Source organism: Acidipila rosea (assembly GCF_004339725.1).
Classification (GTDB): Bacteria; Acidobacteriota; Terriglobia; order Terriglobales; family Acidobacteriaceae; genus Acidipila; species Acidipila rosea.
In genome coordinates, this window is record NZ_SMGK01000001.1 from 849,015 (window position 1) to 868,384 (window position 19,370).

15 protein-coding genes are annotated in these 19,370 nt (G+C 60.1%); 5 read left to right on the top strand and 10 right to left on the bottom strand.

Annotated features, from left to right (window positions below; all coding sequences use genetic code 11):
* Positions 1 to 83: 83 nt before the first annotated feature.
* Complete coding sequence (yihA, locus tag C7378_RS03580; protein ID WP_131991769.1) at positions 84 to 680, bottom strand: ribosome biogenesis GTP-binding protein YihA/YsxC; 597 nt, start codon at positions 678 to 680, stop codon at positions 84 to 86.
* Between the two features lie 101 nt (positions 681 to 781).
* Between yihA and C7378_RS03585 the strand changes: the two genes are divergently transcribed.
* Positions 782 to 1,609 (top strand): hypothetical protein, encoded by an 828-nt coding sequence (locus C7378_RS03585; protein WP_131991772.1) that lies wholly within the window; start codon positions 782 to 784, stop codon positions 1,607 to 1,609.
* Positions 1,610 to 1,671: 62 nt separating this feature from the next.
* On the opposite strand, the gene hppD is transcribed toward C7378_RS03585, so the two are convergent.
* From hppD to C7378_RS03610, 5 genes are all read right to left on the bottom strand, one after another.
* Positions 1,672 to 2,796 carry a 4-hydroxyphenylpyruvate dioxygenase gene (gene hppD, locus C7378_RS03590; protein WP_131991775.1) on the bottom strand — a complete coding sequence of 375 codons (1,125 nt, stop codon included), beginning with the start codon at positions 2,794 to 2,796 and terminating at the stop codon, positions 1,672 to 1,674.
* A gap of 70 nt (positions 2,797 to 2,866) precedes the next feature.
* Positions 2,867 to 5,506, bottom strand: a complete 2,640-nt coding sequence (locus tag C7378_RS03595) for a response regulator (RefSeq protein WP_165876626.1) — start codon at positions 5,504 to 5,506, stop codon at positions 2,867 to 2,869.
* Positions 5,507 to 5,603: 97 nt separating this feature from the next.
* Positions 5,604 to 6,932 carry a sugar porter family MFS transporter gene (locus C7378_RS03600; protein ID WP_131991781.1) on the bottom strand — a complete coding sequence of 443 codons (1,329 nt, stop codon included), beginning with the start codon at positions 6,930 to 6,932 and terminating at the stop codon, positions 5,604 to 5,606.
* A gap of 118 nt (positions 6,933 to 7,050) precedes the next feature.
* A complete protein-coding gene (locus C7378_RS03605; protein ID WP_131991784.1) occupies positions 7,051 to 8,070 on the bottom strand; it encodes an ROK family protein in 1,020 nt (339 codons plus the stop codon).
* A gap of 191 nt (positions 8,071 to 8,261) precedes the next feature.
* Positions 8,262 to 9,323 carry a LacI family DNA-binding transcriptional regulator gene (locus C7378_RS03610; protein WP_131991787.1) on the bottom strand — a complete coding sequence of 354 codons (1,062 nt, stop codon included), beginning with the start codon at positions 9,321 to 9,323 and terminating at the stop codon, positions 8,262 to 8,264.
* Positions 9,324 to 9,645: 322 nt separating this feature from the next.
* Here C7378_RS03610 and C7378_RS03615 point away from each other — a divergent pair, with 322 nt between their 5' ends.
* Complete coding sequence (locus C7378_RS03615) at positions 9,646 to 9,963, top strand: hypothetical protein (RefSeq protein WP_131991790.1); 318 nt, start codon at positions 9,646 to 9,648, stop codon at positions 9,961 to 9,963.
* 121 nt (positions 9,964 to 10,084) lie between these two features.
* Here C7378_RS03615 and C7378_RS03620 read toward each other — a convergent pair whose 3' ends face one another.
* From C7378_RS03620 to glpK, 3 genes are read right to left on the bottom strand one after another with little or no spacing between them, the layout of a single operon-like run.
* Positions 10,085 to 10,897, bottom strand: a complete 813-nt coding sequence (locus tag C7378_RS03620; RefSeq protein ID WP_131991793.1) for an MIP/aquaporin family protein — start codon at positions 10,895 to 10,897, stop codon at positions 10,085 to 10,087.
* Positions 10,894 to 12,459 (bottom strand): glycerol-3-phosphate dehydrogenase/oxidase, encoded by a 1,566-nt coding sequence (locus tag C7378_RS03625; protein WP_131991796.1) that lies wholly within the window; start codon positions 12,457 to 12,459, stop codon positions 10,894 to 10,896. Before C7378_RS03625 ends, C7378_RS03620 begins: the two co-directional genes overlap by 4 nt.
* Positions 12,456 to 13,979, bottom strand: a complete 1,524-nt coding sequence (gene glpK, locus C7378_RS03630) for a glycerol kinase GlpK (protein WP_131991799.1) — start codon at positions 13,977 to 13,979, stop codon at positions 12,456 to 12,458. The genes C7378_RS03625 and glpK overlap by 4 nt, the downstream gene beginning before the upstream one ends.
* 222 nt (positions 13,980 to 14,201) lie before the next feature.
* Here glpK and C7378_RS03635 point away from each other — a divergent pair, with 222 nt between their 5' ends.
* On the top strand, positions 14,202 to 15,647 hold the full coding sequence (locus C7378_RS03635; protein WP_131991802.1) for a carbohydrate porin: 1,446 nt from the start codon (positions 14,202 to 14,204) through the stop codon (positions 15,645 to 15,647).
* A 3-nt stretch (positions 15,648 to 15,650) separates the two neighbouring features.
* Here C7378_RS03635 and C7378_RS03640 read toward each other — a convergent pair whose 3' ends face one another.
* On the bottom strand, positions 15,651 to 17,690 hold the full coding sequence (locus C7378_RS03640) for an alpha-L-arabinofuranosidase C-terminal domain-containing protein (protein WP_131991805.1): 2,040 nt from the start codon (positions 17,688 to 17,690) through the stop codon (positions 15,651 to 15,653).
* Positions 17,691 to 17,835: 145 nt separating this feature from the next.
* Here C7378_RS03640 and C7378_RS03645 point away from each other — a divergent pair, with 145 nt between their 5' ends.
* Together C7378_RS03645 and C7378_RS03650 are read left to right on the top strand one after the other, a co-directional pair.
* A complete protein-coding gene (locus C7378_RS03645) occupies positions 17,836 to 18,960 on the top strand; it encodes a hypothetical protein (RefSeq protein ID WP_131991808.1) in 1,125 nt (374 codons plus the stop codon).
* Between the two features lie 150 nt (positions 18,961 to 19,110).
* Positions 19,111 to 19,290 (top strand): Rcat domain-containing protein, encoded by a 180-nt coding sequence (locus C7378_RS03650; protein ID WP_131991811.1) that lies wholly within the window; start codon positions 19,111 to 19,113, stop codon positions 19,288 to 19,290.
* Positions 19,291 to 19,370: the final 80 nt, after the last annotated feature.

Sequence of the window (19,370 nt, forward strand, 5' to 3'; positions counted from 1 at the left end):
GATATATATTGCATCGTAATGCGATATATATCGCCGCAGCAGGCTCTCGTGTGGTTGAGGCGGTTCAGAATCGCCTCAGGGGCCTACTTTTCGCTGGCTGCGCTCTGGATCGTCTGCCATAGCTCGCTCATCCCGGCTCCCGTCTTTGCGGAGCAGAAGAGCAGCCCATCGACATTCAGCCCCTTGCGGAGCAGGTTCATCGCTTTGACGCGCTCGTTGCCCGAGAGCCGATCCGCCTTGGTTCCGATCACCAGCAGGGACCGCTCGCGGCTCTGCAGATATTCAATCAGTTGAATATCGCTTGGTTGCGGCGGAATCGTGCTGTCGACCAGGCAGATGCAGAGCGCCAGCGTAGGCCGCTCGGCGAGATACGGGTTGATAAACTTGGGCCACTCCGCGGAGATGGATTTTGAAATTTTCGCATAGCCATAGCCGGGCAGGTCGGCGAAGATCATCTGCGCCTGCTGCCGCTCCGGCTTGTCGGTGATGGAGAAAAAGTTAATTGCGCGGGTCCGGCCGGGGGTGGAGGAGACATGCGCCTGCTTCGACCCCAGCAGGGCATTGATCAGGCTCGATTTGCCCACGTTGGAGCGGCCAAGAAAGGCAATCTCCGGCGCAGAGGGAGCAGGGAAGTGGGCGGCATCGGTTGCCGAGAGAATGAATTTCGGATAAACGCGCATGGTGGGATTACCTTAAGTATAAATTGCCTGCTCACGGGAACGCTTTCGCTGCGTCTTCCGTAGCAGTAGATAAGCTGAAAATTCTGGCTGGAGATACCTTTATGCTCGCTGTTGCCTTTGCTGCCATCCTTCTCTTGCAGCCCTCCGATCTGCCGCAGCAGAACGCTCCGCTGCCCGATGCGCACCAGCTCATGCAGCGCGCCCTCGCCAATGAAAAGAAGATGGCGGCCGAGCAGGAGCGCTATGAGTGCCGCGTAACCGACGAGACAGTCCAGACTGACAGCAAGGGCAACGTGAAGCACACCGACAGCCGGACCATGGAGCAGTTCTACGTCAACGGCGTTGAGATCGAACGCACCCTCTCAAAAAACGGCAAGGACCTCTCGCCCTCCGAACTCAAAAAGGAAGACGAGCGCGTCATGAAGCAGACGGTCAAGTACAGTGACCAGGCAAAGGCGACCAAAGAGACCGACCATCAGAATCAGCAGATTGAAGATGCGATGGAGGCCATGCAGCTCACGAATGGCCGCCGTCAAATGCAGGATGGTCGCAGCGTCCTGCTCTACGACATCGTACCCAATCCGAAGTTCGATGCGAAGAACATGAATCAGCGCTTCGCACAGGCGATGCAGGGAACCATGTCCGTCGATGAAAAAACCGGCGAGCTTATCGACTTCAATATCAGATCGGTTCGTGACATCAAGATAGCCGGCGGCCTCGTAGGCAATCTTCACAAGGGCTTTTGGATGCACATCCACGATCATCCGCAGCCCGATGGTGTCTGGCTCACCGATCTCACGGAGGGTTCAGGCGATGCCCGCGCCGCGCTCTTCTTCCATCCCTACTTCCGCTTCAAGGAGACGACTGGCGACTGCCATCTCTACACCACGGACGCCACCCAGGTTGGGCAGGCAAAGCTCGCAAAGTAAACTCGCGCCAACGCCAAAGGCCCCTCAAAGCGCCACACTTTGAGGGGCCTTCCTTCCGGTTCTTACAGGTTGCCGCGCGAGGCCTGCTCCCGCTCAATTGCTTCGAAGAGCGCCTTGAAATTGCCTTTGCCGAAGCTGCGGCTGCCCTTGCGCTGGATGATTTCGTAGAAAAGCGTGGGGCGATCCTCTACCGGCCGCGTAAAGATCTGCAGCATGTAGCCCTCGTCATCGCGATCCACCAGGATGCCCAGCTTCTCCAGTTCATCGACTGGCTCGTCGATCTTGCCCACGCGCGCTTCCAGCTCGGAATAGTAGCTGTGGGGCACCTTGAGAAACTCGATGCCCTGCTGTTCCAGCTTTGAGACTGTGGCGACAATGTCATTCGTAGCCAGTGCAATGTGCTGGATGCCCGGGCCGTGGTAGTACTCCAGATACTCCTCGATCTGCGACTTTCTGCGGCCCTCCGCCGGCTCGTTGATCGGAAACTTGACCCGCCCGTTGCCGTTGGCCATCACCTTCGACATCAGGGCGGAATACTCCGTGGAGATGTCCTTATCGTCGAAGTGTTGATAGAGCGAGAAGCCCATCACGTCCGCATAGAAATCGACCCAGCGATTCATCTCGTTCCAGCCCACATTGCCCACCATGTGATCGATGTGCAGCAGTCCTGTGGGCCGCGCCAGCGGGTCCTGCGCCACCGCGCGGAAGCCCGGCAGGAACGGGCCCTTGTAGTTCGTCCGCTCGACAAAGGTATGGATCGTCTCGCCGTACGTTGCGATGGAGGCCAGCCGTACCGTGCCGTGTTCGTCTCTCACCTCGAACGGCTCGCGCACGCTCCGCGCACCGCGCTTCGTCGTTTCCTTCCAGGCGAGGCGCGCGTCGTCTACCCACAGGGCAACATCGCGCACGCCATCTCCGTGCCGATGAACATGGTCTGCAATTTCGCCATCGGGTCGCAGCGGGGTCGTCAGTACAAAGCGGACTTTCCCCTGCTGCACCACGTAGGAGGCTCGATCGCGGGCGCCTGTTTCAGGGCCTGCATAGGCGACCAGCGACATGCCGAACGCAACGCGGTAAAAGTAGGCTGCCTGTCGCGCATTTCCTACATAAAACTCGACAAAGTCGGTACCGTTGAGGGGAAGAAAATCCTTGGCAGTGTGAATTTCAGGATGCAGCATCGTAGACATGGTTCAACTCCCGGTTTTGCTTGACGCTGGAAAGCGACTTTTCACCATATACCCGCAGAGGAACGATTGACTAGATCGAGTGAGGCTTAGGGGAGACTGGCTCAGGGAGAAAAACTGAGATAACCGTACCGCTCCGTTCCGGACCCTCAGAGGAGCGTACGCGGATGCGGCCATTGTGCTTCTCCACAATGTCACGGCTGATCGAAAGCCCCAGCCCGGTTCCATGCGCCTCCTTAGTAGAGAAGAAGGGTTCGAAGATGTGCCGTTGCACCTGCGGAGACATGCCATGTCCCGTGTCGGCAATCGTGACGAGCACCCCTGTTCTCTGCGCAGTTCTGTCATGATAAGGGCGCAGTCTGACGAGAATGCGCCCACCCTTCCGGGTCGCATCAAAAGCATTTCCAATCAGGTTCGCAAATAGCTGGCGCAGCTCGTTGGCCCGGCACAACAGCGGGGGAGTCGTGCGATAGCGCCGCTGCAGCTCGATGCCGGCGGAGGCGAAGCGCCCCTGGTAGAGCGTCAATACGGAGTCCAGCAGCACGTTGATCTCAGCCGAGGCGGCCTGTGCAGGCTGGCGATGAAAGCTGAGTGTCTGCGAAGCGATGGCCGAGACACGCGCCAGTTCCTCCTCCGCCTGTTTCAGATAGGTGCGGGACTCGGCGGAGAGGCTCGGCTGCAGGTTCAGCAGGTAGAGCAGGTTCGTCACCGACTCCAGCGGATTGTTGATCTCGTGCGCAATGCTCGACGCCAGCCTTCCCACCACAGCCAGCTTTTCCGAATGCCGAAGCGCCTCCTCGGCATGTTTGCGGGCAGTGATGTCTTCGATAATGGAGATGGAGTGGAGCGGCTTTCCGTCGCCGTCGCGAAGAAAAGAGACGGTGAGATATACCCAGACGGAATGTCCCTGCTTGTGGATGTAGCGCTTCTCGTAGGAGTAGCGCGGAATTCTACCGGCGACCAGTTCTCGATAACTGAGTAGATCGTAGCCCGCATCCTGCGGGTGCGTGATTTCGGGAAATGTCTTCCTCAGAAGTTCCTCGCGATCGTAGCCGGTGATCTCGCACATCCTGTCATTCACTCGCAGGAAGTGTCCATCGCTATCGACATGGCAGATGCCGACCGACGTATGCTCAAAGGTCGCACGGTAAAGAAACTCGCTGTTGCGCAGCGCTTCCTCGGCATTGTGGCGAGCCGTAATGTCTTCGCATATTCCGATGATTTCGGTCTCGGCTCCGGAGGTGCCCCGCAGCGGCGATCCATGCACAACCACCCAGATCGTTTCGCCGTCCTTGCGGAGATACCGTTTTTCGATGACGAAGCCGGGTCTTGCGCCTGTCACCGTCTCCTCGTAGAGCACTTTATTCTTTGCCAGATCATCCGGGTGGGTCAGATCGGCGAAATTTCTATTCAGGAGTTCCTCGCGGGAGTACCCGGTCAGCGCGCAGTAAGCATCGTTTGCATTGCGGAACTCTCCGCTTGCAGTCGTGATCACCATAGCCACTCCCGCTTCCAGAAAGAAGCCTCTGAAGCGCTCCTCGTTGATCCTCAGCGCTTCCTCAGTCAGCCGCTCTCGGGTCGCGTCTGTAATCATCGCGAGGAAGCCGGAGTGGCCTGAATTTTTCTTGAGAAGCGGAACTAGGGATACTTTTACAAACCTGCGTTCCCCGGATGCGTAGGTAATCCAGTCCTCGAAGTCGATCGGCTCGCCGGCAAGGACTTTCTCGATCCGAGGACTCAGCTTTTTGTGAGCTTCGCTGCCCACCACCTCCGCCAGCGTTATGCCCACCTGCGTGGAGCGTCCTTCAAACATGCTTTGGTAGGCCGGGTTGGTATAGAGATAGTGCTGGTCTGAAGAGAATAGCGCTACAGCACAGGGAAGATCGTTGAGAATGTCGCGCTGCAACGCCTCCGCCTGGCGCACCTCCTCCTCTGCGCGTTTCTGTTCGGTGATATCGATGCTCACGCCCGTCAGGTGGGAAGGCCTGCCCTCGGCATCCATCACCACTCGCCCGCTGGCTGCAATCCAGTGCAGGCTCCCGTCCGGCCAGTAGCTCCTGTGTTCTACCTTGAAATCGCTCAGCTCCTTGATCGAAGCTTCGACTGCTGATCTGAACGCCGGCTGGTCATCAGCGTGAACCGCTGCCGCCAGCTCTTCAAAGGTGAAGGGGTCCGTCGGCAGCCTGCCGTTATTCCGCTTGCATTGAGCACTGCACTCCAGTTTGAGTGTCTTGATGTCCAGCGACCACAGGCCCAGTCTGGCTGCCTCCAGCGCAATGTCCAGCTTGTTTTCAGTGGCTCGCAGCGCCCTCATCAGATTGTTGCTCTGCTGGCGCTCTTCGCGCATACGCATCAGATTGCGAATAACCGGGCCAAGACTGCCAAGCTGCTCCTTGGCGACATGGTAGAAGGCTCCCGAGCTGAGGCCTGCCTGCGATGCTTCTTCGGTCAGCGTGCCGCTGGCGAAGATGAAGTCCATCTCCGGCTGCAGGTCCCGGCAGATCTGCAGCGCATCTACCCCGGAAAGGTCGGGCATGGAATTATCGGAGAGGGCGAGATCGTACTGATGGTTCATCAGCTTCTCGACCAGGCATGCCCTTGTGCCGGCCTTATCGATTGAGGCTGAAATGCCGGCCGCTCTTATTGCAGCTTCTACAAGTTCAGCGTCGAGCGCGCTGTCCTCTATATGCAGGATTCGAAGAGTTCGGGGCATAAGTAAAGGTTTGAGTGTACCGAAAACGCTCGCCATTTGTGTATCGAAAAACGAGCTAGTGCCACCATCTTCGATGCACTCCGATCAATACCTTTACTTATTCGATGCCTAACCGATGTTGCATGTCTTCAAGCGTAATGCCCTTCGTTTCCGGGTAGATGAAAAGTACGACGAAAAACTGTAGAACCATCATTACGGAGAAGAAGACAAAGGGTGACCCGGCGGAGCGCTTCGCAAGCAGAGGAAAGGTGCCGGAGATCAGCGCATTCATGATCCAGTGCGCCGAGCTTCCTACACTCTGTCCCTTGGATCGAACCCGCGTCGGGAAGACTTCACTGATATAAACCCAGATCACCGAGCCCTGCGAGATGGCAAAGAAGAAAATGTAGGCCACCAGCAGCCACACGAGATACTTCTGGTCCCGCTGCATAAAGAAGATAGCTGCGACTCCGGCCAGGGATACCGCCGTTCCGATAGCGCCCGTCAGCAGCAGCGTCTTGCGTCCCAGCTTGTCGATCACCGTCATTGCGAGCAGGGTGGCGACCAGGTTCATCGCGCCCACCAGCACCGCCTGCAGATTGCCTGACACTGCGCTGAAGCCTCCTGCGCGGAAAATATCGTTCAGGTAGTAGAGGATCGCATTGATGCCCGAGAGCTGATTGAACATCCCGATAGTCACTGCCAGAAAGATGGGCAGCCTGTATTTCCACCGGAAGAGCGGCTCCGAGCGGGCAGAGCGTTCGAGGTGAATCGAGTCGACAATCTCGCGCAACTCTTCTTCGGAGTTGGGTGTGCCCATCAGTTGCAGCACTTCGCGCGCCTCATCGATGCGGTTCTGCGTGACCAGCCAGCGCGAGCTGCGCGGGATACCGAACAGCATCACCAGGAACAGCACGGCCGGCAGTCCTGCGATGCCCAGCTCCCAGCGCCATTCGCTCAGGCCCAGGTGCATCTGCGAGATGATGAAGTTGGATGCATAGGCGAGCAGGATGCCGACGACGATATTGATCTGGAAGAGTCCCACCAGTCTCCCGCGCCACTTGGCCGGCGCCAGCTCCGCGATATACACCGGGCCCAGCACCGACGACCCGCCAATGCCCAGGCCGCCGATGAAGCGGAAGACGACCAGCGCAGTCCAGTTCCACGAAAACGCAGAGCCGATGGCGGAGATGACATAGAGCACCGCCATGATGCGCAGAGCCTCACGCCCGCCGATCTTCTGGCCGATGGCTCCTGCCGACATGGCTCCGATGACAGTACCCCACAGCGCTATGGAGACGGTGAAGCCAAGCGCCCCCGGCGTGAGATGAAAGATCTGGGTGAGTTGGTGGGTCGTGCCGGCGATGACCGCCGTGTCGAAGCCGAAGAGCAGCCCGCCCAGCGCTCCTACAATCGTGCTCTTGAAAAGGTAACGGTTCAGTTTCATCGTTTGAATTCCGGGAGCCTGTACATCTTGTTGAGACAACAGCTAAGTTGCAAGGCGCGTCCAGGACCCTTCGGCTTCCTTCGTGCGCATCGTTTCCGGAGTGCTACGGATGGCCCGCTCAGACGTTGACAGCAGTACTGCGGATCGGCGAGCGATCCGCCAGCGTAAATGGCAGAATGCACGCACCGAGCAGTCCTGAGTCCGCGCCGAGTTCCGCTGGCATAATACGCGTGCCGTTGGCAGCCGCGCCTCCCGGCTGTGTCAGCCTGTAAACATAGCTGCGCCGGTGCACCTCCGCGAAGAGCGATGGCGAGAGCAGATCCCACGCATTCGCCAGTCCGCCGCCCACGACATACAGCGGCAGGTTCAGCGTATTCACCAGCCCCGCCAGCCCAATGCCGAGCGCTCTTCCCGCCAGGTCGAAGACGCCCTTCGCATCCTGGTCGCCGCTCTCGGCGAGCTTCGCCAGCTCTCGCGCAGTGATTCCTCCGGGCATATCGGCCAACGCCGCAATCCCCTTGGCATCGGCAACGATCGCTTCGCGCGCCAGCCGGTTCACCGCCGTCGCCGACGCATACATCTCCAGGCAGCCGTTGCTGCCGCAGCCACACGCCGGCCCTTCCGGCCAGATGGTCATGTGGCCGGCTTCGCCCGCCATGCCGGTCGTGCCATGCCAGACCCGCCCGCCCAGGATGATCCCATTGCCAATCCCGGTCCCCAGCGTCAGCATGCAGAGCGAGTCGATGCCCAGCGAGCGCCCGCGTCCCAGCATGCACTCTGCAAGCGCAGCCAGGTTGGCGTCGCTTTCGAGAGTCACCTGCTGGCCGAGAATGCCTTCGATCCTCCTGCGCAACTCGAAGCCGTCCCATCCGGGCAGGTTCGGCGGGCTATGCAGCTTTCCCTCCGGCAGCTCCAGTGGCCCCGGCGTTCCAATGCCGATGCCCATCAGTTCGCGGCCCGCGCCGTGTGTCTTCAGCAGGCGGAGGATGGCATCGCACATATCGTCCACCACTGCATTGCGTCCGGCAGCGAGACGCGTCGGCAGCAGGATGGTTTCAAGCAGGCCCAGATCTTGTGAATACGCGGCAATACGTAGATTCGTGCCGCCGAGGTCTACTCCGATACTGAAAGGGGTCATAGGTATCTTTTCACCGAAGCAGTGCCTGCGCATCAGGGCAGGCAGCCAGAAATTTGCAACCAGGGACGGCCAGACGATTGTATGGTATCGATAGCATTTAGATCCTTCGCCGGCAGACGGAAACTTTGGAAACTTCCGAAACTATACAGGAAAAGGGACGAAGTGGAAACGATTCCATCCCGGGCGCAGCTTTAGGCTGTGCCCGGAGTACAACCGCAGGAATTTCGTAACACTAGACGCGTCTCCAGCTTCACATGCTCAGGGCGTTTGCGGCTGGGGGCCGGCCGCCCTTTTTCCGTCATCAATAACTGTGCGAAGAGCAGCTCCGCCGCAATCCGCCCCAGGTCTTCGATCGGCTGCTGCACCACGCTGATCGAGGGCCGCAGCGTCGATGCCAGTTCGAAATCATCGAACCCCAGCAGCGCCACTGTCTTCGGCACGGAGATGCGCAGCTTTTGCAGGCTCTCGAAAGCAAATATGGTGGTGCTGTTCTTTACCGTGAAAATGGCGTCCGGCGGTGTGGGGCCTGACAGGTGGCTCTGCACGGCATACTCAGCCGAGCGGTAATCCTTTACCGACATATCGATCAGGGCTGTTGCGCCGTGAGTCTGCTTCGCCTGCTGCATTGCCTCGCGAAACCCTCGCAGCCGTTCCCGGATGGTGTAGAGGGTGGTCTCGCCTCCCAGGCACAGGATGCGCTTGTATCCGTGCTCCACCAGGTGATGGGTAGCCTCCAGCGCGCCGCGATAGTTGTCCGTGAGGACGCTGGCAATCGTCCCTTTTTCCACCGGGCGATCGAAGCTCACCGCCGGAACATGGCTGCGGCCCAGGAACGCGGCCAGAGTCTCACTCTGGTAGTTGGCCGGTGCGATCAGTAGACCGTCCGTGCGATGCCGCATCAGCACATTCAGGTTTTCAAGTTCGATGTGCGGGTCGTTATTCGTCACCGTCACGATCAGCAGGGAATCGTGCGATCGTGCAATCTCCTGCGCAGCCTCGGCGCAGCTTGAGAAAAAGGAGTCGGCGATGCTGGGGATGACCATCCCGATGGTCTTGGCCCGCTCGCCCTTGAGGATGCGGGCCGCCTGGTTGGGCATGTAGCCAAGCTGCGCGATGACCGCCTGCACCCGGTCAAGAGTTTTCTGGCTTACACGCTCGCCGCCGTTGATCACGCGCGAGACTGTAGTGGTGCCGACGCCCGCCTTGTGGGCTACGTCTGCGAGTGTGGGAGGTGAGTCGTTCGCTCTCTTCACTGTAATGAGTTTTTTGCCTCAAAAAAAAGGATTTCGTATGAACAGCAGATTGCAAACCAGTCTATGTCTTTGACGATTGTTCCGCCAGATTGGTTCCATTTCTAACAGGAATTTGCGCGGCTGATGCCATACTCGTCCGCTTCTTATGGCATCAAAATAAGTCAGCCTCGTTTTATCGTCTGTTTACAGGGAGGGCTTTTCCAGCAATCCTGCTGGGGGTATGATTCTGATTGGTTTGGGAGCGACCCTGCAAAGGCGTCTTCCTGGAAGCCAATCCAGTTTTGCTGGACCTGCGTATTACAAATTGAAGGAGCAACTTACCATGAAGAAGCTGACAACCACCCTGGCCATCCTGTTGATGGCCTCCCCCGCGCTGTTCGCGGCCGATATGTCCTACACCGGTGTTGTATCCGACAGTATGTGCGGAGCCAAGCACTCCACTGCCAGCGCAGATGCAGCCAAGTGCGTGAAGAAGTGCGCCATGGGCGGCTCTGACCTCGCGCTCGTTTCCAACGGCAAGGTCTACACGCTGAAGGGCAACAAGGACAAGATGATGGCCTATGCCGGCAAAGACGTTAAGGTCATGGGCACTGCTGACGGCGACACCATCAACGTCACCTCCATCAAAGCCGCAAAGTAAACCCGTCTAACCAGCAAAAGCGGGCGGCCTGTCTTCTGTTCCAGAGCACAGGCCGCCCGCTTTTTAGTTTTCCAGATCGTACATCAGAACGCTGGATTAAATTTGCTTCATCTCCCGCGCCTCACGATGCAACTTCCGCTTTATCCAGCGCTCGCATCCTCGCCGGCAGGTAGGGCCGGATCAGAAACTGGTACGCTGCGCCGCCGGCAACCCCGCCCAGCAGCGGCCCGGCCACCGGCACCCACCAGTAGTTTTCCGGAGAGGGAAGGGCAGAGCTGCCCCACCCAGCCAGGAAGCAGAAGAGTCTCGGCCCCAGGTCACGCGCCGGGTTAATCGCGAACGCTTCCAGGTAGCCCATCGACGCTCCGATCAGCGCCACCAGCAAACCGATGATCACCGCGCCGGAGTTCGCACTGGGAGCCATCTCGTTGTACTGCTCGGTGATTGCAAAGATTCCGAAGATCAGCAGCGCGGTCAGGATGATCTCATCCCCGAAGGCGTGCATGGGCGTCACCGCTAGCCCCGGATGCGTGAAGAAGACCCCGGCAGCGCCTCCGCCCGCGCGGGTCAGGTGGCTCACCGCGTTGAAGTGGTCAATCACCGGCGCATAAAGCCAGAGCACCACGGCCGCTCCGGCAAAGGCGCCTACCGTCTGGGCGATCATGTAGGGCAGCACCTTGGCCCATGAAAATTTCCGGTAGAGCGCCAGCGCAATCGTGACAGCCGGATTCGCATGCGTGCCGGAGATCGACCCAGTTACGTAGATCGCCATCGTCACCGCAAGGCCCCAGGCAATACACACGCCCCAGTAGGCCTGCTGGTAAGGGCTGGGCGAGTAGAGCGTGTACATGCCGGCCACCGAATCGCCAAACGCAATGATGAGGAAGACTGCAACGGCCTCCGCCAGCAGCTCGCCGAACAATCTGTTTTTCACGCGATCCTGTACCCCCCTGCAAGTTTTGTGAAGGCCGCGACCTGCTGCGTGATCCACTCTTCGCTCTCCCCCAGCTCGCGCGCCATCAGCCGCGCCGTTGCAGGCGCCATGTCGATCGCCGCCTGCGCATTCAGAAACAGCGCCCGCGTGCGCCGTGAGAGCATGTCGTCGAGTGTCCGCGCCATTTCATGGCGCACTCCCCAGATCACTTCGGCGCCGATATACGGCAGCGCCGGATGAAGCTGCTTCGCCAGCGCCGGGTCCGTGGCCGCAAGCTCCCGAATCTTCTCCGCCTCGGACCCATACACCCACAGGCTGCCCAGGCTCTCCACCTCTTCGCGATAGCCGTGAATCGGCAGGTTCCGCGTGCGGCAAGGCTCATCGCGCAGCTTGCCCAGCGTAATCGCGTGGTCGACGCAGTCCTCCGCCATGTGGCGATAGGTCGTCCACTTTCCTCCTACAATCGTCAGCAGCCCTGAGTTGTCGATATGGATCGTGTGATCGCGGGAGAGCGCTGAAGTCTTGCCAGCCGTGCTGTCCGCCTTCACCAGCGGACGAATGCCGACATAGACGCTCAACACATCCTTGCGCGTCGGCTTGCGGCTCAGGTACTGCGACGCCGTGTCGAGGATGAACTGGATCTCCTCCTCCAGCGGCGGCGGATTATACGAGGGGCCGTCGATAGGCGTATCCGTGGTGCCCACCACGGTGTGTTCATGCCACGGAATCGCGAACATCACTCGTCCGTCGCTCGTGTGCGGCACCATGATGGCCGTCTCCCCATGCAGGAAGCTGCGGTCGAAGACCAGGTGAATCCCCTGGCTCGGCGCAATCATCGTCGGTGCTGCCGGTTCGTCCATCCGGCGAATCTCGTCTGCGAAGATGCCTGCAGCATTGATGACCACCTGCGCCGGCAGGGTAAAGCTCTTGCCGCTCTCGCTGTCTCGCGCGATCACTCCGCTGATAAAGCCCTCGGAGTCTTTAACAAGTTCGAGCGCCGGAGCATAGTTCAGCAGCAACGCTCCGTGGTCAGCCGCCGTAGCCGCCAGGTCCACCAGCAGCCGCGTGTCGTCAAACTGGCCGTCGTAGTACACCACCCCGCCACGCAGCCCTTCGGTTTCGATCGTCGGCAGCCGCTCCAGCGTCTCTTCCTTTGACAGTAGTCGTGATTTGCCAAAGCCGTACTTGCCCGCGAGCAGGTCGTAGACCTTCATGCCGATACCGTAGAAGGGCGCCTCCCACCACGAATAGTTCGGCACCACGAAGGCGAGATCGTGAACCAGGTGCGGCGCGTTCTGGCGCAGGATGCCGCGCTCCTTCAGGGCCTCCATCACCAGCGAAATATTGCCCTGTTCCAGGTACCGCACGCCGCCATGCACCAGCTTCGTGCTGCGGCTCGAGGTGGCCGAGCCAAAGTCTTCGCGCTCCAGCAGCACCACATCAAAGCCGCGCGAGGCCGCGTCCACGGCAATGCCGACGCCCGTAGCTCCACCGCCGATGATCACCATGTCCCACGGCGTTGTCCGCTCTGCAATCCGATTCAGCATCTCACTGCGATTCATCCGTTCTGTTCCTGCCCTTCTTCTCGTTCGGTTTCTTTGTTCCAGTGCATGGAGCGCTTGACTGCATCCTGCCAGCGCGTCCGCGCTTTCTGCATCTCGGCTGCGTTGTTCTGCGGTTCGAAGCGCGTATCTTCGCCGCGCTTCGACCAGATCTCCTGCGGGTTCTGCCAGAAGCCCACAGCAAGCCCTGCCAGGTAGGCCGCGCCGATGGCCGTCGTTTCGGTAATCGCCGGTCGCACCACGGGAATCCGAAGCAGGTCCGACTGGAACTGCATCATCAGATCGTTCACTGCCGCGCCGCCGTCCACGCGCAGTTCCTTGAAAGGATTGCGCGAGTCGGCATTCATCGCATCCACCACATCGGCCACCTGGAACGTAATGCTCTCAAGCGCCGCGCGGGCAATGTGCCCCGCTTGCGTATCCCGATTGATGCCGATGATCAGGCCGCTTGCGTAGGGGTCCCAGTGCGGCGCACCCAGCCCTACAAAGGCAGGCACGAGCACCACTCCACCATTGTCTGGAACGGATTGCGCAAGCTGCTCGATCTCGTCAGAGGAACGCACCAGCTTCAGGTTATCGCGCAGCCACTGCACCACCGCGCCCCCGATGAAGATGCTGCCCTCCAGCGCATACTCCAGCTTCTTCTCCAGGCTGCACGCCAGCGTCGTCACCAGCCGGTTCTTTGAGCAGACAAACTTATCGCCGATATGCTGCAGCAGGAAGCAGCCAGTGCCGTAAGTGTTCTTCGCATCGCCTGCATTCAGGCAGAGCTGCCCAAAGAGCGCCGCCTGCTGATCCCCCGCAATGCCTGCAATCGACACCGCGCCCAGCCCCAGCGTTGTAGTCACGTCGGCAATCCTCTCGCTCGACCAGACCACCTCCGGCATCATGCTTTCAGGGATGCGCAGCAGCTTCAGCAGTTCCGCATCCCATTTGCCTTCGACAATGTTCAACAGCATCGTGCGCGACGCATTCGTGTAGTCGCATACGTGCTTGTGGCCGCTGGTCAGGTTCCACACCAGCCAGCTGTCCACGGTCCCAAAGGCCAGCTTGCCGGCCTCGGCTCTCTCTCGTGCGCCCGTCACGTTGTCGAGGATCCATGCAATCTTGGTCGCCGAAAAATAAGGATCGATCAGCAGCCCCGTCTTCTCGCGCACCATCTGCTCCGCGCCATCGTCGGTCAGCCGCTTGCACGCAGCTGCTGTGCGCCGGTCCTGCCAGACAATCGCGTTGTACACCGGCTTGCCGCTCTCACGATCCCACACCAGCGTTGTCTCACGCTGGTTCGTGATCCCGAGCGCCGCCACATCGCGCGGCCGCACCCCGGCCCGCCCCATCACCTCCACTGCGGAGCTGAGCTGCGAGGTCAGAATGTCTGATGGATCATGCTCCACCCATCCCGCCTTGGGATAGATCTGCTTGAACTCGTGCTGCGACTGCGCAGTGATTTTGCCTTGGTCATCAAAGAGAATGGCGCGTGAACTGGTCGTGCCCTGATCGAGAGAAAGAATGTAAGACATACCTTTGCTGGGATGCTTCGCTGGTGGAAGCGGATTCCACTATCCTCCGGTCCTGTTCTGCTTTCTGTATGCCCGAGCATAGTACAACTTCGGCCTTGCGTTTGAACAACGTTGATCGGCCTTTGAAGCATCTTGAAAAAAAGAAGGCCTGATCGGTTCGCGTGTAGGAACAGGCACGAGCTCCTGCCGGAACAGGCCGCGGAGAAAACACACGGCAGGACTATGGATCTCCCCATCAGGAAAGCCTCCGGCATAGTTGTGCGAGCGCTCATCGTCGCAGCTTTGAGTTCCGTTACACAGGCGTTCGCTTCGGGATTCGCCCCCGCCGCGTCATCACTGCCAGACGCGCCATCGCCGCAGGCCGCCATCATCGCCGCCCATCTTTCCGCGCAGCAGCCACCAGCGTCCGCCCAGTCCCACGGCCCCGCATCCCGTCAGCACTACACCCCCAGCCCCCGCGCCTATCTCGCCGGGGACTGGGGTGGTGCGCGCACTCGCCTCGCCCAGCGGGGCATTCTCTTCGACCTCTACTACGTCGCTGACTCGCTGGGCAATCCCGCCGGCGGCTACGACCAGGTGATGAGCACGTGGGGTCGCTTTCGTGCGACCGTCGATGTGGACTTCGGCAAGCTCCGCAACTGGAACGGTCTCACCTTTCATGCCACCGCCGTAAATCAATACGGCGTAGATTTAGGCACGCAATATCTTCACAGCATCGACAATCCTTCCGGTCTTGTCAGCGAACACACCACTCGCCTTGACTCGTTATGGTTCGATCACTCACTGCTGAGGCACAGACTGTTTCTGCGTATCGGCCAGTTCGCAGGCATGGATTTCTACGGTGTCCAGGAGTACGGCGCTTCGTATCTGTCCCTGCCGCAGGACTACGCCTTCGGCAACCTCAACCTCGATACCTACGAATCCTTTGACCCCGCTGCAACGCCGGCCTTTGAGCTGCGAGCCCTTCCCGTCAGGCACTGGTATGTCAAGGCGATGGTGGAGTCGCAGGATCATCATCCCTATCGTGACAACCCGACTGGATTCACGCCGAAGTTCGCCGGGCCCATGTTGAACTCTGAGGTTGGCTACATCCACGATGCACCCGCGCCGCCAGAGTCGACCAAGACCCTCGGCCCTGAACCATGGGTTAAGAAGAGCGGACTCTATCCGGCGACTTACAAGTTCGGTTCAAGCTACAACCCGCATAACTTCACCGACCCACTCACTCATATAACAACCCCGGGCAACTACGTGCTTTACTTGATGGCTAATCAGGCAATCTATCGAGTAGGCGCCAACGGCGTCGATGCGACCCGTGGCCTCGATCTGCATTTCTCTTACGACTGGGCAGCGGGCGACGTGAACAAGGTGAACACCCAGCTCACCACCGGAGCCCGCTTCCTTGGCCCGACGTATAAGCGCAGCAAAGACGTCCTCGCGCTGGGCTACACACGCAGCACCATCGGCAGCCACTTCAGCCGAGCCAGCATAGCCTCTGGCCGCGGTCCGCTCACCGCCGAGCATGTCGTCGAGTTGAGCTACCTCGGCCAGATAACTCCGTGGCTCATCCTGCAGCCTGACCTGCAGTACTATGCAAGGCTTGGAGCCAGCCCGCAGCGGGGTAGCAGCGGGCTGGTGATAGGTTTCCGGACAAAGGTCACTTTCTGACGGCTATTTCGCCGTCAGGGTCATCACCGTCACGCTTTCATGCGGAAACGCATAGCGCACGCTGTGCCCGCTCACCTTCGCCGAGCCCTCCGTCGGAACTACGTGCTCCGGCTCCGCCGCGTCGTTCACGTCATAGAGGCTGCCCGAGGCCAGCGTCTCCACTTTCGCTACGGCGCCCGCAGCAAAGCCCTGCAGGTTGATCTCCGTCTCGATATCGCGGGTCAGGTGCTTGTTGACCACAAACAGTGTCAGCTTCTTTCCGCTGTCGTCCAGCGCGGCCACCACGTCCAGGTAGGGCACATCGGCGATCTCCGACAGCCGCGTCACTCCTTTGCTCACTGAGTAGGAGCCGCCATCAACTGTCACCCCCACCGGCTTCGTCGCGTCTGCGCCCGCGAACATTCTGAAGGCATAGTAGGCGGGCGTCGCGTAGACCTGGCTCCGCTTCTTCCATATGCCGCCAAACTCCATAATCCCCGTCATGTCCGATACCGGAACTACCTGCGCGTTCCGCATCAGCATATTCAGAAAGCCTGCCGCGCCGATCGCCCCGCCCATGTTTGTGAAGTTAGGCGTCACCGGGCCGTGCGAAACGTAGAGCCACTCCGTAAATGCCACGTGCGCCTTGTCGGCAAATGCGGGATGCTGGTTGATCTGCTGCTGCATCGCCTGCAGTTTGCGCCCCAGCTCCACCGGCAGCGCAAAGGTAGCCGCTGACACGAAGTCCGGGCTGGGCCGCCGCTGTTGCGTCTGGTCTACGGTCACTACAAAGTGCGTCGAGAGATAGTTGAAGGTCCCCGCCGGGTTCGTCAATTGTGCTGCATTCCACTGCTCGTAGTGGTCCGGGTCCGCCCCCGTTGCAATCAGTTTCGCCGTCGGGTCCACCGCGCGTACTGCTTCGCTGAAAGCCCGCGTGCGTCCCGGCAGTTGCTCCAGCGTCGGCCAGCCCAGGTTCCAGCTGCCCCATAGCTCATTGCCCAGCTCCCAGTGCAGCCCGCCTTTCTTGTTGTCCCAGTGCTCATCTACATAGCGGACCCATGCAGCGGCCTCCTGCGGCGTTCCGCTGCCCAGGTTCAGCGCGATCTGCGGCTCGGCCCCGATCAGCTTGCAGAACTCCAGAAATTCATCCGTGCCAAAGGTGTTGTACTCAGGAATCCCCCACGCAATATTCAGCATGCTCACCCGCTTGTCGAGCGGTCCGACGCCATCCTTCCAGTGGTAGCCCGAGGTGAAGTTGCCGCCGAAGCGCAGCAGCGGCGTGTGCATCTCCTTCGCCATGCGGATCACATCCGGGTCCATTCCATCGATCGCGTCCGAGGGGTTCAGCGACAGCTCATCCAGGTCCACGCGCTCATCGCCATCCACAATCACCGCAAAGTCGGCCGGCTCCAGCCGCGCCAGCTTGCCCGCCGGCACGCTCAGCTCATAACTGTACTTCGTCCAGTCCGCCGCGCTCGCGTCCACATGCGCCGTCGCCAGCACCTCGTCTGAATTGTGCCTCCGAATCTGGATCGTCAGGCCTGTCGGCCCCTCGACATGCTTGGCGTAGAGGCTGCCCTTGTAGGTCAGCACCCGCTGCACTGGCAGGTACACTCGCTGCCGGATGCCCGTCGTCTGCCCCGGCACTCCGATCACCTCCAGCGAACGCCAGCTGTTGGCCGCGTCGCCCCAGTGCGGCTCATAGCGATTGCCCTGCCCGGCGTTCACCGGCTCCCAGGGCAGCGGCAGCCCCAGCCGCGACGCTTCCGCCAGTCCCGGCTCGTCCCGCACCATGCCCTCAATGTGGTTGGTGTCCCACAGGTTCTCTTCCAGGCTCGGATTCACCAGGATCTCTGCCCACAGCCCGTTGTAGGTCGAGTTGCCGATCGGCTCCAGAAACGTCCCGAAGATCGTCCGCGGAATCCTGTAGTTCGCCACCTTCGCTGCATCGACAGTGATCGTCGCCTTCTCCGGCACGGGTTGGGTGACGTTGATCTGCGCGCATGCCGCAGCCGTCAGGCAGGCAGCGCACACCGCTCCCGCAAAAAGTCTAAGGGTCGTCATTCTTCTCTTCCTTGTTTGGAGTCCTGCTTTATTCCGATCAGCCGAATCAAAACAGATTTCCAGTCACTCCGGCTATACCTCATCCGGCCCCTTGCAAATTTCCGCAAACGGAGTCATGCTGTTGTCCTCTCCACTGGAGGGCCCAATGCAAAGGCTCACTGCAAGCGGCGCTCTTCGGTCGGCTCCGGGTGTCTGGCTCGGGCTGGCTCTCGTTCTTTCTGTGTTCCCACCGCCCCTCGCCCGCTCTCAGGTCTTCACCGTCACCAAGGAGAAGATCGACGGCCATTTCCTCGACTTCCACCCCACGAATGTCCCCCTCAGCAGCGAGCCCCTGACCACGAAATCCCGGCAGGCCATCCTCCGCGCGCTCGATGCGGAGCACGGATTTGCGATGCGGCCCCTCCCGCTCGGCCATCACGGCCTCACCCTCCGCGCCAACGGCAACATGCAGCCCGGCGGCCAAGCCTACGCTACGGAGCTGGCCACGAAGGGCATCTCCTGCAAGCCCGGCGACCGCGTCCAGATCTCGGATATCAAGTTCCACGGGAACAGCATCGACTTTGAAATCAACGGAGGCCCCGACTTCCGCCACCGCTTCCTGCGCCACCTCTCCATCGGCACCGATCCCTACTACACCACCCCCGTCGTGCAGGACGATGCCTTCGAGCCCTCCGGCTCGCGGATCACTCTCGTCTTTCCCGGGTACATCCCTGACATGAAGCCGGATCAGGTCAAAGACCTGCTCGCTCCGCTGATCGGCTTCAAGGTCGAGTCGCCCCTACACGCCTACACCGACACCCTTCCGCCGTCCCTCAGAAAGACCATCCTCGAGCACCACGTCCTCGTCGGCATGAGCACCGATATGGTTATCTACGCTCTCGGTCAGCCGCGGGAAAAGGTGCGCGAGATGGATGGCCAGATGCCCTTCGAGGAGTGGATCTATGGCGAGCCGCCCCAGGACGTGACCTTCGTCCGCATCAACGGCAACCGGGTCATCCGTGTCGAATACGCCCGCACCGGGCAGACCCTCGTCGTCCACGTAGAAAATGAAATGGGCGACTACTGGTCCACCCAGCCCGATCCGAAGGAGCGCATCGTCGCCCTCGGCGATCGGAACGCCACCCCGTCCGACGAGCAGGACAAGGCCCCCGCTGCGCCGCCCACCCTGCGCAACCCCGGCGAGAATCTGCCGCAGGACAGCGATAAGAACCGCCCCTCCATGCAGCCCGTCCAGTTGCCCAGGCAGCCCTCAACGCCGTCGCAGCCCTAGACGCATTTTGTTGTACTCTACTAAGAGCGAGTCCGACGTTCTTCTGTATCGTCCCTGCACGAAAAGGAACCGAAGTCTGGACGCCTGCTTTTACCGGGCGCCGCCACTGAGTGGCGCGCGCGGCAAGATTCGTGAGGAGACACTTTTTCCATGGCCAAGATCGCCAAAACAGCTGACCGTAAGAAGGTAATGGACACGTCGAAGAGCACCGACTGTCCCAAGTGCAGCAAGCCCACCCGCATCGTCAAGCGTGTCAAGGACCGCGAGCGCGGCGTCCCCGGCGGCGTTTACATCTCATGCTCGGCATGCGATTTCTACGAGAAGCTGTAGAAATCAATTAACTTATCGCTGGTTTTTATCGCAGGTTTAGCTTTTCGCCCAACCTGCCCTTTAACGGGAATAGCTTTCTC

Coding starts and splice junctions, on each gene's coding strand:
- yihA (WP_131991769.1), bottom strand. CDS start 680: ATGCGCGTTTATCCGAAATTCATTCTCTCGGCAACCGATGCCGCCCAC.
- C7378_RS03585 (WP_131991772.1), top strand. CDS start 782: ATGCTCGCTGTTGCCTTTGCTGCCATCCTTCTCTTGCAGCCCTCCGAT.
- hppD (WP_131991775.1), bottom strand. CDS start 2,796: ATGTCTACGATGCTGCATCCTGAAATTCACACTGCCAAGGATTTTCTT.
- C7378_RS03595 (WP_165876626.1), bottom strand. CDS start 5,506: ATGCCCCGAACTCTTCGAATCCTGCATATAGAGGACAGCGCGCTCGAC.
- C7378_RS03600 (WP_131991781.1), bottom strand. CDS start 6,932: ATGAAACTGAACCGTTACCTTTTCAAGAGCACGATTGTAGGAGCGCTG.
- C7378_RS03605 (WP_131991784.1), bottom strand. CDS start 8,070: ATGACCCCTTTCAGTATCGGAGTAGACCTCGGCGGCACGAATCTACGT.
- C7378_RS03615 (WP_131991790.1), top strand. CDS start 9,646: ATGAAGAAGCTGACAACCACCCTGGCCATCCTGTTGATGGCCTCCCCC.
- C7378_RS03625 (WP_131991796.1), bottom strand. CDS start 12,459: ATGAATCGCAGTGAGATGCTGAATCGGATTGCAGAGCGGACAACGCCG.
- glpK (WP_131991799.1), bottom strand. CDS start 13,979: ATGTCTTACATTCTTTCTCTCGATCAGGGCACGACCAGTTCACGCGCC.
- C7378_RS03635 (WP_131991802.1), top strand. CDS start 14,202: ATGGATCTCCCCATCAGGAAAGCCTCCGGCATAGTTGTGCGAGCGCTC.
- C7378_RS03640 (WP_131991805.1), bottom strand. CDS start 17,690: ATGACGACCCTTAGACTTTTTGCGGGAGCGGTGTGCGCTGCCTGCCTG.
- C7378_RS03645 (WP_131991808.1), top strand. CDS start 17,836: ATGCAAAGGCTCACTGCAAGCGGCGCTCTTCGGTCGGCTCCGGGTGTC.
- C7378_RS03650 (WP_131991811.1), top strand. CDS start 19,111: ATGGCCAAGATCGCCAAAACAGCTGACCGTAAGAAGGTAATGGACACG.